Here is a 14,516-nt window from a genome sequence, read left to right on the forward strand (position 1 = left end):
GGCCGATGGTGGCTTCGGTCACGGATTCGCCGAGCGTCGGAACACGAATTTCAGTCATGGTATAGTTTCCTCAGTAACCTTGGGCGTCATCAATTCCAAAATGGTCATCGCCCGCGAAGGCGGGCGATCCAGTACGCCGGGACGGTCATGATCGAATTCTAACGGCGCCGGGTACTGGATGCCCCGCCTTCGCGGGGCATGACGGATTGCTAGTTCAGCGCCTCATCCAGCATCGCCTTGAGCTGCGCCAGATGCTTCGACATCAAACCGGTGGCGGTTGCGGCCGCCGCCGCGCGGCCGGCGTAACGCGGACGCCTGTTCGGCGCGTGGATCTGGTTCAGCACCCACTCGAGATAGGGCTCGATGAAGTGCCACGCCCCCATGTTGCGCGGCTCTTCCTGGCACCAGACGATTTCCGCACTCTTGAAGCGTGCGAGTTCGTGCACCAGTGCCTTCAGCGGCACCGGATAAAGCTGCTCGACGCGCAGGAGGTAGATGTCGTCGATGCCGCGCTTCTCGCGTTCCTCGTAGAGATCGTAATAGACCTTGCCCGAGCACAGCACGACGCGGCGGATCTTGTCGTCCGGCACCAGCTTGATCTTCTCGTCGGACAGCATCTGCGCGTCATCGTAGAGGATGCGGTGGAAGGTCGTATCGTGGCCCAACTCGTCGAGCCGCGAGACCGCACGCTTGTGCCGCAACAGCGACTTCGGCGTCATCACAATCAGCGGCTTGCGGATCTCGCGATGGAGCTGACGCCGCAGCACGTGGAAGTAATTCGCAGGCGTGGTCGGATAGACCACCTGCATGTTGTCTTCGGCGCACATCTGCAGAAAACGTTCGAGCCGCGCCGACGAGTGCTCCGGCCCCTGCCCTTCATAGCCATGCGGCAACAAACAGACGAGGCCGGACATGCGCAGCCACTTGCGCTCGCCCGAAGAAATGAACTGGTCGAACAGCACCTGGGCGCCGTTGGCGAAGTCGCCGAACTGGGCTTCCCACATCGCCAGCGCCTTGGGCTCCGCCAGCGAATAGCCGTACTCGAAGCCCAGCACCGCCTCTTCGGACAATAGCGAGTTGATGACCTCGTAATGGCCCTGGTCGTGGCCGAGATGGTTGAACGGCGTGTAGCGGCTCTCGTCTTCCTGGTCGATCAGCACCGAATGGCGCTGCGAGAAGGTGCCGCGCTCGGAGTCCTGTCCCGACAGCCGGACGTGATGGCCTTCCTGCATAAGCGTGCAGAACGCCAGCGCCTCGCCGGTCGCCCAGTCGATGCCGACGCCGTTGTCGATCGCTTTGGCACGGTTTTCCAGGAAGCGCTGGATGGTGCGGTGAACCCGGAAGCCGTCCGGCACCTTGGTGATCTTGCGCCCGATATCCTTGAGGATGCTGACGTCGACGCCGGTGACGCCGCGGCGGGCGTCCTCTTCCTGGTCGGCGGACTTGAAGCCGGCCCATTTGCCGTCGAGCCAGTCGGCCTTGTTCGGCTTGTAGCCCGAGCCCGCCTCGAGCTCGGCATCGAGCCGCGCGCGCCAGTCGGCCTTGGCCTTGTCGACCTCGCCCTCGGTCATCACGCCGTCGGCGATCAGCCGCCTGGCGTAGATCTCCAGCGTCGACGGATGCGAGCCGATGCGCTTGTACATCACCGGCTGGGTGAACGCCGGCTCGTCGCCTTCGTTGTGGCCATGGCGGCGATAGCAGAACATGTCGATGACGACTGGCTTGTGGAACTTCTGCCGGAATTCGATCGCGACCTTGGCCGCGAACACCACGGCTTCCGGATCGTCGCCGTTCACATGGAAGATCGGCGCGTCGATCATCTTCGCCACATCGGACGGATAGGGCGAGGAGCGCGAGTAGCGCGGATAGGTGGTGAAGCCGATCTGGTTGTTGACGATGAAATGCAGCGAGCCGCCGGTGCGGTAGCCCTTCAGGTCGGACAGGCTGAAACACTCCGCCACGACGCCCTGGCCGGCGAACGCCGCATCGCCATGCATCAGCATCGGCAGCACGGAAATGCGCATGTCCGGCGGATCGCCATGCTGGTCCTGCTTGGCGCGGACCTTGCCGAGCACGACGGGATCGACGATTTCGAGATGCGACGGATTCGCCGTCAGCGACAGATGGATCTTGTTGCCGTCGAACTCACGGTCCGACGACGCGCCGAGATGGTATTTGACGTCTCCGGAGCCTTCGACCGCGTCCGGGTTGGCGGAACCGCCCTTGAATTCATGAAACAGCGCGCGGTGCGGCTTGCCCATCACCTGGGTCAGCACGTTGAGCCGGCCGCGATGCGGCATCCCGAGCACGATCTCCTTCACACCGAGATTGCCGCCGCGCTTGATGATCTGCTCGAGCGCCGGGATCAGCGATTCAGCGCCGTCGAGGCCGAAGCGCTTGGTGCCGGTGAACTTGAGATCGCAGAACTTCTCAAAGCCCTCGGCTTCGACCAGCTTGTTGAGGATCGCGCGGCGTCCCTCCCGCGTAAAACTGATCTCCTTGTCCGGCCCCTCGATGCGCTCCTGGATCCAGGCCTTCTGCGCGGCATTGGTGATGTGCATGAACTCGACGCCGAGCGTCTGGCAGTAGGTGCGCTCGCAGATCGCGACGATCTCGCGCAGCGTGCCGTATTCGAGGCCGAGCACGTGGTCGAGGAAGATCTTGCGGTCGAAATCGGCCTCGGAGAAGCCGTAGGTGCGCGGATCGAGCTCTTCGCGATCGCGCGGCGCCTCGATGCCGAGCGGATCGAGCTTGGCGTAGAAATGACCGCGGATACGATAGGCGCGGATCAGCATCAGAGCGCGGACCGAATCGCGGGTGGCCTGGTTGATGTCGGCGGGCGACAGCTCCGCGCCTTTGGCCTGCACCTTGGCGGCCAGCTTGGCGCCGACGGCCTTCTCGACGGTGAGCCAGTTGCCATCCAGCGCCGAGGTCAGCTCGTCACGCGGCGTGAGCGGCCAGTTGTCGCGGCCCCACGAAGCGCCCTCGGCGTTCTTCTGGACATCCGCGGGGGTGTCTTTCAGACTTTTGAAGAATTCCTGCCAGTCGGTGTCGACCGAGCGAGGGTCCTGTTCATAGCGGGCATAAAGATCGTCGATATAGGCAGCATTGGTGCCCTGCAAAAAGGAAGAAAGGGCAAATGCTGCGTTTGCGTCCTGGCGAGACATGGTAGCGTCCTGGTGATTTTCAGTTTGCGCATAGTAAACGGCGCATCGACCGATCCGGAAACCGGATCAGCGGGATAAAGAACCCTTTACCCCATTCGCCGCGAACTTTCGCCCCGAAAAGAACCAAGAACTGAATTAAGATTTCAACTTTTCGGCAAGGGTATGTCCGAGCCGTGCCGGCGACGGAGAGACCGTGATCCCGGCGGCTTCCATCGCCGCCGTCTTGGATCCGGCGTCGCCCTTGCCGCCGGAGATGATCGCGCCGGCATGGCCCATGCGGCGGCCGGGAGGGGCGGTGACGCCGGCGATGAAGCCGACCATCGGCTTTTTCCGGCCGCGCTTGGCTTCGTCCTTGATGAACTGGGCGGCGTCTTCCTCGGCGGAACCGCCGATTTCACCGATCATGATGATCGAGGTGGTCTTGGGATCGGCCAGGAACATCTCCAGCACGTCGATGAATTCGGTGCCCTTGACCGGGTCGCCGCCGATGCCGACCGCGGTGGTTTGGCCGAGGCCCTCCTGGGTGGTTTGGAACACGGCTTCATAAGTCAACGTGCCCGAGCGCGAAACGATCCCGACGCTGCCGGGCTTGAAGATGTTGGCCGGCATGATGCCGATCTTGCACTCGCCCGCGGTCATGACGCCCGGGCAGTTCGGCCCGATCAGGCGCGATTTCGAGCCCGAAAGCGAACGCTTCACGCGCACCATGTCGAGCACCGGAATGCCCTCGGTGATGCAGACGATCAGCGGGACCTCCGCATCGATCGCCTCGCAGATCGCATCCGCCGCGCCCGGCGGCGGGACATAAATCACGCTAGCGTCGGCGCCGGTCTTCTCACGCGCTTCGGCGACGGTGTCGAACACAGGCAGGTTCAGATGCTTGGAGCCGCCCTTACCCGGCGAGGTGCCGCCGACCATCTGGGTGCCGTAAGCGATCGCGGCTTCCGAATGGAACGTGCCGTTCTTGCCGGTAAAGCCCTGGCAGATGACTTTGGTGTTTTTGTCGATCAGAACGGACATGATTGGTGACGCTTTCGTAGGTGACCGGGAACGATGGGTTTAATGAATCCGCCGGTAGACGCCGGTGAGCACGTCGGCCCATCCTTCGGCATCAGGCGAGAACTGGATTTTCATGGTGTAGTTGTCGTTGTCGACGACCTCATAGACATGGCGTGCATTGCCGCGCAGCGAGCCGCGCACCAGCACCAGCGACTTGCCGGCCCAGCCGCCGGAGGCCGGCGCCGGCGAATAGTAGCCGAGCGAATCGTGCCAGAACAATTTGTAGGTCCGGTCGTCGCGGTCGTAGGTGAACACGCCATGCGTCGCGAAGGCTTCCTTGCCGTCGCGCGTCTGGCGGGTGTCCTGGATCAGATAGAAACCATTGAGATCCATGCGCGCGACCACATGCGAGGTCGCAGGTCCCCCGGCGGTCCAGCGCGACGGATAAACCATTTCCTCGCCGGTCCACTCGCCCGCAAAAACCGCGAGCCTGCGGTGTTCTTCCAGCGGTGTCGGTGCGGCGAGATGGTCAACCATCGCTAGCCTCCCTTGACGGCTTTCACGATTTTCTGTGCGGCGTCATCGAGATTGTCGGCCGGCACCACGTTGAGGCCGCTTTCGCGGATGATCTTCTTGCCGGCGTCAACATTGGTGCCTTCGAGCCGAACGACCAGCGGCACCTTGAGGCCGACTTCCTTGACGGCCGCGACCACGCCTTCGGCGATGATATCGCATTTCATGATGCCGCCAAAGATGTTGACCAGGATGCCCTTCACGTTGGGATCGGCGGTGATGATCTTGAAGGCGGCCGCGACCTTTTCCTTGCTGGCGCCACCGCCGACGTCGAGGAAGTTCGCCGGCTCCATGCCGTAGAGCTTGATGATGTCCATGGTCGCCATGGCAAGGCCGGCGCCGTTGACCATGCAGCCGATGGTGCCGTCGAGCGCCACGTAATTGAGATCGTATTTCGACGCCTCGATTTCCTTGGCGTCTTCCTCGGTCTCGTCGCGCAATGCTGCGACTTCGGGATGGCGGAACATGGCGTTGTCGTCGAACGACACTTTGGCGTCGAGCACGCGGAGCTGGCCCTGCTTGGTGACAACGAGCGGGTTGATTTCCAGCATCGCCATGTCCTTGGCGGTGAAGGCGTTGTAGAGCTGCACCACCAGCTTCTCGGCCTGCTTGGCGAGATCGCCGGAAAGATTGAGCGCCTTCGCCACCGTGCGGCCGTGGTGGCCCATGATGCCGGTCGCCGGATCGACCGAGAAAGTGACGATCTTCTCGGGATTGTTGTGCGCGACTTCCTCGATGTTGACGCCGCCTTCGGTCGAGACCACGAAGGCCACTTTTGAGGTTTCGCGATCGACCAGGATCGAGAGATAGAACTCCTTGTCGATATCGGAGCCTTCCTCGATGTAGAGGCGGTTGACCTGCTTGCCGTGCGCGCCGGTCTGGATCGTGACCAGCGTTGCGCCCAGCATCTGCTTGGCGAATTCGTTGACCTCACCGACCGACTTGGCGATGCGGACGCCGCCCTTGTCGCCGGCGGTAGCTTCCTTGAACTTGCCCTTGCCGCGGCCGCCGGCGTGGATCTGGCTCTTCACCACCCAGATCGGGCCGGGAAGCTGCTTGGCCGCAGCCTCAGAATCCGAGGCCTTCAAGACAGGCACGCCGCGCGAAATCGGCACGCCGAATTCATGCAGCAAAGCCTTGGCCTGGTATTCATGGATATTCATCTGGACGCTCCCCAAAACCCTTAGCGGCGAATTCTACAGCTCACCGGCATTGGTAGTTGGCATACCATATACCAATAGAACTGCAACCCTGAAAACACTTTCGCCCCGGCGAAGGGGCGAAAGCCAAACAAAATCAACGGCCGAGCAGGTCGGGCGCGATCTTCTTGCATGCATCGACCAGGCCCTGAACGGCTCCAACCGACTTGTCGAAGGCTTCGCGGTCCTTGCCGGCCAGCTCGATCTCGACGATACGCTCGACGCCCCTCGAGCCGATGACGACGGGCACGCCGACATACATGTCCTTCACGCTGTATTCGCCGTTGAGATAGGCGGCGCAGGGCAGCACGCGCTTCTTGTCCCTCAGGTAGCTCTCCGCCATCGCCACCGCGGAAGCGGCGGGCGCGTAGAACGCTGAACCGGTCTTCAACAGGTTGACGATCTCGGCGCCGCCGTTGCGGGTGCGGTCGACGATTTCGTCGATGCGGGTCTGCGAGGTCCAGCCCATCTTGACGAGGTCGGGCAGCGGAATGCCGGCGACGGTGGAATAGCGCGTCAGCGGCACCATGGTGTCGCCGTGGCCGCCGAGCACGAAGGCGGTGACGTCTTCGACCGAGACGTTGAATTCGTCGGCCAGGAAGTAGCGGAAGCGCGCGGAATCGAGCACGCCGGCCATGCCGACCACCTTCTTGTGCGGCATGCCGGAAGCCTTCTGCAGCGCCCACACCATCGCATCGAGCGGGTTGGTGATGCAGATGACGAACGCGTCGGGGGCGTACTTCTTGATGCCGGCGCCGACCTGTTCCATGACCTTGAGGTTGATGCTGAGGAGGTCGTCGCGGCTCATGCCGGGCTTGCGCGGCACGCCGGCGGTGACGATGCAGACCTTGGCGCCATCGAGCGCCTCATAGGAATTGGCGCCGGTGAGATTGGCGTCGAAACCGTCGACCGGGGAAGACTGCGCGATGTCGAGCGCCTTGCCCTGCGGCACGCCCTCTGCGATGTCGAACATCACGACGTCGCCGAGCTCCTTCAGGCCGATGAGGTGAGCCAGCGTTCCGCCGATCTGACCGGAGCCAATCAAAGCAATCTTGTCGCGCGCCATGGGAAATTTGTCCTTCTGAGACGAAGATGAGGGTGGATAGTCAGCCGGATGGGTGGTTATCCCTTTCGAATGAGCGGTTCAAGCCGGGGCATGCCCAATTCTAAGGCCCAGCCTCGATTTCGGTCAGGTATGCCAACGGCCACTGTCATTCCGGGGCGATGCGCAGCATCGAACCCGGAATCTCGAGATTCCGGGTTCGCGCTGTCGCGCGCCCCGGAATGACAGCAACCGCTACGTCTCCACCAGCCCCGTACTCGACCCGCTCGCCGCAGAATCTTTCCGCCCGTGCGGCAGCGCCAGATAGGATTCCGAACTCATTTCGATCAGCCGCGACGCCGTCCGCTTGAACTCGTTGGCCTCAACGCCATCGGTCGCCAGATACAACGACACCGGATCGGCCTCGGCCGAGGCCATCAGCTTCACGGCGTTGTCGTAAAGCGTATCGATCAGCGAGATGAAACGCTTGGCGGCGTTGCGCTCGGCGTAGTCCATGACCGGAATGCGGTCGATCAGGATCGTGTGATAATCATGCGCCAGGCGCAGGTAATCCGACGCGGCCAGCGGCTTCTCGCAGATGTCTGAAAAACCAAATCGCGCGACGCCGTGCGCCGAGCAGGGCACGTGCAGAATGCGGCCCTTGATCGTGATGTCGCGCGGCTTGCACGGCGCATTGCCGGTCATCTTGCGCCAGGCGCGGTCGAGCGCGGCGCCGGCTTCATCATCCGGCGGCACCAGCCACATCTTCACGCCGGCGAGCTTTTCCAGACGGAAATCCGTGCGCGCATCGAGCCGCAGCACGTCCATGTGATCTGCGATCTGCGTGATGAAGGGCAGGAACAGCGCGCGGTTGAGGCCCCCCTTGTAGAGGTCTTCGGGGGCAACGTTCGAGGTCGCTACAACCACGGTGCCGAGTTCGAACAGTTTGGAGAACAGCCGCCCGAGGATCATTGCGTCAGCAATGTCGGTGACGTGGAATTCGTCAAAGCACAGTAGCCAGGCCTCGTCGAAGATCGCGTTGGCTGTCAGCTCGATCACGTCGCCGTCTGCAATTTCACCACGCGCGATGTTCTGGCGATAGGCGTAGATCTTCTCATGCGCCTCGGCCATGAATTCGTGGAAATGGGCGCGGCGTTTGAGCTGGACCGGGCTCTGCTGAAAGAAAAGATCCATCAACATGGTCTTGCCGCGGCCGACCTCGCCGTGAACATAAAGCCCGCGCGGTGGCGGCTCACTCTTGTCGCCGAACAGCCGTCCAAGCAGACTCAGCTTGCGCACCGGCTTGTAGCTCGACAGCCGCTCTTCGAGCGCTGAGAACGCCTCGGCGGCGTCGGCCTGCGCGGGATCGGCCTCGATCGCGCCAGAGGAAACCAGCGCTTGGTACTGCGCGCGGAACGAGGTGGGGTCGGTCGACAGCATGGCCCCCTTTCGGCCTCAAGCGAAGAGAAATTGCAAGCCGTGAATTGGTGTTGGGGGTATGCAAGTGCAGCCTGTCATACCCGCGAAAGCGGGTATCCAGTACGCTGCGGCTCCTCGGTTCGATCGCAGAAGTCTCTGGTATACTGGATCATCCGCTTTCGCGGATGATGACAGCGGTGGACGCGACGCGCACCAAGCCTCACGCACTCAGCGCGTAGGAATCCTCGACCACATACGGCCCGCCGCCGGTGGAAGCGCGCGAGGAGAACAGCACGAAGCGTGAAGCCATGAACGTCCGGCTCGGGAAGTAGCCGCGTACCGAGAGGTAATCAGCAACATCCTGGCTGGAAGCGTCGTGCAGCCGCGCCAGCGTCACATGGGGGATGAATTTTCGCCCCTCCGGATCGAGCCCGAGCCGCTGCATCAGCCGTTCGAGTTCGGCCTGCAGTTCGATCAGCGGCCGGCTCGGCTCGACGGACGCGACCACCGCGCGAGGTTTCTTGCCGCCAAAGCTTTGCAGCCCCTGCACCTTGACTTCGAACGGCTTGCGGTTGATCCGAAACAGCATCGAGGCGATTTCATTCGCCGACATGCCGTCGATATCGCCGATGAAGCGCAGGGTGACGTGATAATTTTCGGGATCGATCCAGCGTGCGCCAGGAAGGCCGCCTCGCAAATTGGAAAGGCTCTGGCCGATCTCGGCCGGAATTTCCAGTCCAGCAAACAAACGTGGCATCGCATGACTCCCGATGCTTGGGCATGACCTTGAAAATGACCATGTCCTGTAACAGCGCCCGGTGACGAATCACCGATAGTTATTTTTATCCGACTTATGTGACTCTGCGAAGCACGGGGCGTCTACGGATTGGAAACCTTCGGGGAAAACGCCGGGTAACCTTATCCGCCGCCACTTTTTCAACTCCGTTGCCCAGAGATCGTGCCGAGAAATGCCTCCACCATAGGCAGAATATTCTTCACGATGACATCGACGCCCTCGGGCGTCGGGTGGATTCCGTCAGGCTGGTTGAGCTTGGCGTCTGCCGCGACGCCTTCCAGAAAGAACGGGTAGAGCGGGACGCCGAAGGATTTGGAAAGCTCCGGATAGATCGCGTTGAAGCGGGCGGCGTATTCGCTGCCGTAATTGGGTGGGGCGAGCATGCCGCACAGCAGAACGGCAATCTTTCGCGCCTTGAGCCGCGTCAGGATTTCGGTCAATGCAGCGCGGGTGACGGCGGGGTCGATCCCGCGAAGCGCGTCGTTGGCGCCGAGCTCGAGAATCACTGCCTCGGTTCCCTCGGGGATCGACCAATCGAGCCGGTCGCGGCCGCCGGACGTGGTATCGCCGGACACCCCGGCATTGATCATGTCGACCTTTATCCCCTTGTCGCTTAATGCTTTTTGCAGGCGGGCCGGGAACGCCGCCGGTGCCGAAAGACCAAGGCCGGCGCTCAAGGAATCGCCAAGCACGACCATCTTGACCGGTTTGGCGGGCGCGGTGGCCGGGACTTGGGCCTGATCTTGGGCCTGAGCTTGGGCCGGCCCGGCCGTCATCAAAGCCACAATCAACACGCGTATGTGCGCAAACATCCGTTTCAAGCCCTCGACCCGGGTAGCGGAAGTGCCATATGACCGAGCCATGGACAGTCTCATCGAACCCTCTTCACTGACCGGCCTCGGGCCGGACACCATTTCCATTTCCAACATCAACCTCTCGCTCGGCACCGGCGCCGCCCGCGTTCATATCCTGAAAGATATCAGCCTTCGTGTGGCATCGGGCGAGGCGATCGGCCTGATCGGGCCGTCAGGCTCGGGCAAATCGACCTTGCTGATGGTGATGGCGGGGCTGGAGCGTCCTGACAGCGGAGAGGTGGTGGTGGGCGGCACGCCGTTCAATGCCCTCGACGAGGATGCGCTGGCGCGCTTCCGCGGCCGCCAGGTCGGTATCGTGTTCCAGTCGTTTCATCTGATCCCGACCATGACGGCGCTGGAAAACGTTGCGGTGCCGCTGGAACTCGCCGGCAATCCCGACGCGGCGGAGCGCGCGGCGCAGGAATTGAAATCGGTCGGACTCGGGGATCGCCTGCACCATTATCCGACGCAATTGTCGGGCGGCGAACAGCAACGCGTGGCGCTGGCCCGGGCGCTCGCGCCCGATCCCGCCATCCTGGTCGCGGACGAGCCGACCGGCAATCTCGACGAAACCACCGGCAAGCAGATCGTCGATCTCCTGTTCACCAAGCATTCCGAGCGTGGCATGACGCTGGTGCTGGTGACGCACGACAGTTCGCTCGCGCAGCGCTGCGATCGCGTGGTGCGCCTGCGCTCGGGCCGGATCGACGGACATTCATGACCACCGTTTCCGAACCCGCCTACGGCAGCAGAGCGTCATCGCTGGCCCTGCGCTATGCACTGCGCGAACTGCGTAGCGGCCTGCGCGGCTTTTACGTCTTCATCGCCTGTATCGCGCTCGGCGTGATGGCGATTGCCGGCGTCGGCTCGGTCGCCGCAAGCCTCAGCGAAGGTTTGACGCGCGAGGGCCGCACGCTGCTCGGCGGCGACGTGGCGTTTTCGCTGATCCAGCGCGAGGCCAAGCCGGAGGAAATCGCCTTCCTGCGGGCGCGCGGCCAGGTTTCGGTCGCAGCGGCGTTGCGCGTGATGGCCCGCAGCAATGACGGCAAGCTGGCGCTGGTCGAACTCAAGGCGGTGGACGGCCACTACCCGATGCTCGGGGAGCTGACGCTCGATCCCAAGATGCCGATGGCCGATTTGCTGGCCGAACGCGACGGCGCGTTCGGTGCGGCGGTCGATTCCACGCTGCTGGCGCGGCTCGATCTAAAGCTCGGCGACCGCATCAGCATCGGCAATGCCGCGTTCCAGATCCGCAGCGTCGTCGGCGCCGAGCCGGACAAGCTCGCCGGCAATGTCGGGCTGGGCCCGCGCGTTCTGGTCAGCGAAGCGAGCCTGCGCACGACCGGATTGCTGCAGCCGGGCAGCCTGGTGCGATGGATCTACCGCGTGAAGTTGCCGGCCAATGCGGCCGACGACCGCGCCGCCACCCAATTGATCGACAACGCCCGGAGCGCCCTGCCGGAGGCCGGCTGGTGGATTCGCAGCAGCAGCAATGCCTCTCCGCAACTCGAGCGCACCATCAACCGTTTCACCCAGTTCCTGACGCTGGTCGGCCTCGCTGCCCTTCTGGTCGGCGGCGTCGGCGTCGCCAACGCCGTCAAGAGCCATATCGATCGCCGCCGCGACGTCATCGCCTCGTTCAAGGCGCTTGGCGCCACCGGCCGCGATGTCTTCACGATCTATCTGACGCAGGTGATCCTGCTCGCTGCGGTCGGTTCGATCATCGGGCTGGCGGCCGGCGCGGCATTGCCATTCATTATCGTCGGCGTGTTCGGCAAGCTGCTGCCGCTGCCTGTGATCCCTGCCCTGCACGCGGACGAACTTGCGCTGTCCTTCGTGTACGGCCTGCTCACCGCGCTCGCGTTTGGATTATGGCCGCTCGGCCGGGTGCATGACGTACCGGTCGCGGCGCTGTTTCGCGAGGAGGTGGCCCGCGAATGGCACCGTCCACGCTGGAGTTACCTCGCGCTGATGGCTGTAGTGATTGCGCTCCTGGTCGCAGTCGCCATCGGGCTTGCCTATGACAAGCGGGTCGCGGCCGTGTTCGTCGCGTCTTCGGTCGCGGTGTTCGCGCTGCTCCGCGGCGTCGCCGCCGGGCTGATGGCGCTGGCGCGCCGGCTGCCACGCAGCCGCATTACCATGCTGCGGCTGGCGATCGCCAATATCTACCGGCCCGGCGCGCTGACGCCCTCGGTCGTGATGTCGCTCGGACTTGGGCTCGCAGTACTCGTCACCATCACCCAGATCGACGGCAATCTGCGCCGGCAATTCCTGGCGGCGTTGCCGGAGAAAGCGCCCTCGTTCTACTTCATCGACATTCCGACCGCCGATGCCGACCGCTTCGGCGACTTCCTGAAGAAAGTGGCGCCGCAATCGACGGTGGACGATGTGCCGATGCTGCGCGGACGCATCGTAGGCGCCCGCGGCGTCAAGGCCGACGAACTCAAGCCGTCGCAGGATTCCGAATGGGTGCTGCAGAGCGACCGCGGCCTGACCTATACCAACGAAGTTCCCAAGGGCTCCAAGGTGATCGAGGGCGAGTGGTGGAGCGCGGACTATAAGGGCCCGCCGCTGGTCTCGCTGGAGAAGAAGATCGCCGACGGATTGAAGCTCAAAATCGGCGATGAAATCGTCGTCAACGTGCTCGGCCGCGATATTCCGGCCCGGATCAGCAACCTGCGCAACGTCGACTGGCAGGGGCTCGGCATCAATTTCGTGCTGGTGTTCTCGCCGAACGCGTTCAAGGGCGCCCCGCACAGCCACGTCGCGACCCTGTCCGAGGTCCATCCGGATCCGGCCGGCGACGCCCGAATCATCAAGCAGGTAGCGGACGCCTTCCCGATGGTCACCAGCGTTCGGGTCCGTGAGGCGCTGGAAACCGTCGGCACCGTCGTCACCAACCTGGTGCTTGCCATCCGCGGCGCCAGCGCGGTGACGCTGATCTCGGCGATCCTGGTGCTGGGCGGCGCGCTGGCCGCCGGCCATCGCCACCGGGTCTATGACGCGGTCATCCTGAAAACGCTGGGCGCGACCCGGGCGCGCCTGCTCGGCGCCTACGCCCTGGAATATCTGATGATCGGCCTCGCCACGGCGGTGTTCGGCGTGATCGCGGGCTCGATCGCAGCCTGGCTGATCGTGACCCGGCTGATGACGCTCAGTTTCATCTGGCAGGCCGGCAGTGCCGCCGGCGTGGTCGCCGCCGCCCTGATCGTCACGGTGGGGCTGGGACTCGCGGGAACGTTGTTGGCCCTGAACCAGAAGCCGGCCAGCGTGTTACGGAATTTGTGACAATTTGTAGCGGCGGAAGACGGGGTTAACGCTGCATTTACGCGGAAATCTCTGCGAGAAGCGACATTCAGCCGCGCGTGGAAGCTTGCGTCGAATGTGTTAGTTTCCCACATACCAGCCAAGTTCAGTGACCGGGTTCATGACGTAAAACTAACGTCGGCAGATCGGGACATCTGAGAGAGAAATCTAACCGGCGCCGCAAACCCCTTGCGCTCCGCCGGGCAACCAACGGGAATTCGACCATGTCGGACCTAGACCGCAACTACGTATCTCCTTTCGGCCGGGCCGCCGGACGCGTTGACGCTGCGGCCGTCGATGCCGGTCTGCGCGCCTACATGCTGCGCATCTACAACTACATGAGCATCGGCCTGGCGATCACCGGCCTTGCCGCGCTCGGCGTCTACATGGCTGCGGTGACCCCTGATCAGGCCGGTGCCGCCGCCAAGTTCGGCAACGCCTACCTGACGCAGTTCGGCTACGCGATGTATGTCAGCCCCCTGAAGTGGCTGTTCATCCTCGCGCCGCTGGCCATGGTGTTTGCCATTTCGGCCGGCATCAACCGGCTGCGGCCTGCGACCGCCCAGATGCTGTTCTGGGTGTTCTCGGCGCTGATGGGCATTTCGCTATCGTCGATCTTCCTGGTGTATACGCACACCTCGATCGTGCGGGTGTTCTTCATCACCGCAGCCACCTTCGGCGCACTGAGCCTCTACGGCTACACCACCAAGCGTGACATGAGCGGCATGGGGTCGTTCCTGTTCATGGGCCTGATCGGTGTCATCATCGCGAGCCTGGTCAATCTGTTCCTGGCAAGCTCGATGCTGCAGTTCATCGTCTCGGTGGTCGGCGTGCTGGTGTTCGCGGGCCTCACCGCCTGGGACACCCAGCGGCTGAAGAACGACTACATCTACGGTTACGCCTCTGAGGGCGGCGAGATTGCGGAGAAAGCGGCGATTACCGGTGCATTGTCGCTCTACCTGAACTTCATCAACCTGTTCACGCTGCTGTTGCAGCTACTCGGCCAGCGCGACTAGGCGCTACCGACCAGGTACGAGTTGAAGCCCCGGCCTCGCGGCCGGGGCTTTTCTTTTGCTCAGGTGGCTCGTCATGCCCGGGCTTGTCCCGGGCATCCACGTCTTAGCAGTACCGCAGCAACAAAGACGTGGATGGGGGGGGGGA

The 14,516-nt window shown here is 63.2% G+C and carries 11 protein-coding genes; 3 read left to right on the forward strand and 8 right to left on the reverse strand.

What is annotated here, in order from left to right; all coding sequences use genetic code 11:
* Positions 1-209: 209 nt before the first annotated feature.
* The 8 genes from CP49_RS36980 to CP49_RS37015 all read right to left on the reverse strand — a co-directional run bounded on the left by CP49_RS36980 (position 210) and on the right by CP49_RS37015 (position 10,058).
* Entirely contained in the window at positions 210-3,167 is a 2,958-nt protein-coding gene (locus CP49_RS36980; RefSeq protein WP_057855037.1) for a 2-oxoglutarate dehydrogenase E1 component, read from the reverse strand.
* 135 nt (positions 3,168-3,302) lie between these two features.
* The gene (gene sucD / locus CP49_RS36985; protein WP_057855038.1) at positions 3,303-4,187 is read right to left on the reverse strand and encodes a succinate--CoA ligase subunit alpha; all 885 of its coding nucleotides are present in this window, start codon (positions 4,185-4,187) and stop codon (positions 3,303-3,305) included.
* A 39-nt stretch (positions 4,188-4,226) separates the two neighbouring features.
* Positions 4,227-4,703 (reverse strand): DUF1579 family protein, encoded by a 477-nt coding sequence (locus CP49_RS36990; protein WP_057855039.1) that lies wholly within the window; start codon positions 4,701-4,703, stop codon positions 4,227-4,229.
* 2 nt (positions 4,704-4,705) lie between these two features.
* The gene (gene sucC / locus CP49_RS36995) at positions 4,706-5,902 is read right to left on the reverse strand and encodes an ADP-forming succinate--CoA ligase subunit beta (protein WP_057855040.1); all 1,197 of its coding nucleotides are present in this window, start codon (positions 5,900-5,902) and stop codon (positions 4,706-4,708) included.
* Positions 5,903-6,035: 133 nt separating this feature from the next.
* Positions 6,036-7,004: a malate dehydrogenase gene (mdh, locus tag CP49_RS37000; RefSeq protein WP_057855041.1), complete on the reverse strand. Its 969-nt coding sequence runs from the start codon at positions 7,002-7,004 to the stop codon at positions 6,036-6,038.
* A 231-nt stretch (positions 7,005-7,235) separates the two neighbouring features.
* Complete coding sequence (gene zapE / locus CP49_RS37005; RefSeq protein WP_057855042.1) at positions 7,236-8,420, reverse strand: cell division protein ZapE; 1,185 nt, start codon at positions 8,418-8,420, stop codon at positions 7,236-7,238.
* Between the two features lie 199 nt (positions 8,421-8,619).
* Positions 8,620-9,156, reverse strand: a complete 537-nt coding sequence (gene thpR, locus CP49_RS37010) for an RNA 2',3'-cyclic phosphodiesterase (protein ID WP_057855043.1) — start codon at positions 9,154-9,156, stop codon at positions 8,620-8,622.
* A 179-nt stretch (positions 9,157-9,335) separates the two neighbouring features.
* Positions 9,336-10,058, reverse strand: coding sequence for an arylesterase (locus tag CP49_RS37015; RefSeq protein ID WP_197423346.1), 723 nt, complete (start codon positions 10,056-10,058; stop codon positions 9,336-9,338).
* On the opposite strand from CP49_RS37015, the gene CP49_RS37020 reads away from it, so the two are divergent.
* The 3 genes from CP49_RS37020 to CP49_RS37030 all read left to right on the forward strand — a co-directional run bounded on the left by CP49_RS37020 (position 10,057) and on the right by CP49_RS37030 (position 14,371).
* Positions 10,057-10,770 (forward strand): ABC transporter ATP-binding protein, encoded by a 714-nt coding sequence (locus CP49_RS37020; protein ID WP_057855045.1) that lies wholly within the window; start codon positions 10,057-10,059, stop codon positions 10,768-10,770. The two genes, CP49_RS37015 and CP49_RS37020, sit on opposite strands and share 2 nt — an antisense overlap.
* Positions 10,767-13,337: an ABC transporter permease gene (locus CP49_RS37025; protein WP_057855046.1), complete on the forward strand. Its 2,571-nt coding sequence runs from the start codon at positions 10,767-10,769 to the stop codon at positions 13,335-13,337. The genes CP49_RS37020 and CP49_RS37025 overlap by 4 nt, the downstream gene beginning before the upstream one ends.
* A gap of 242 nt (positions 13,338-13,579) precedes the next feature.
* Complete coding sequence (locus CP49_RS37030; RefSeq protein ID WP_057855047.1) at positions 13,580-14,371, forward strand: Bax inhibitor-1/YccA family protein; 792 nt, start codon at positions 13,580-13,582, stop codon at positions 14,369-14,371.
* The last annotated feature ends 145 nt before the right edge of the window (positions 14,372-14,516 follow it).

The sequence above is a fragment of the Bradyrhizobium valentinum genome (genome assembly GCF_001440405.1).
GTDB lineage: Bacteria > Pseudomonadota > Alphaproteobacteria > Rhizobiales > Xanthobacteraceae > Bradyrhizobium > Bradyrhizobium valentinum.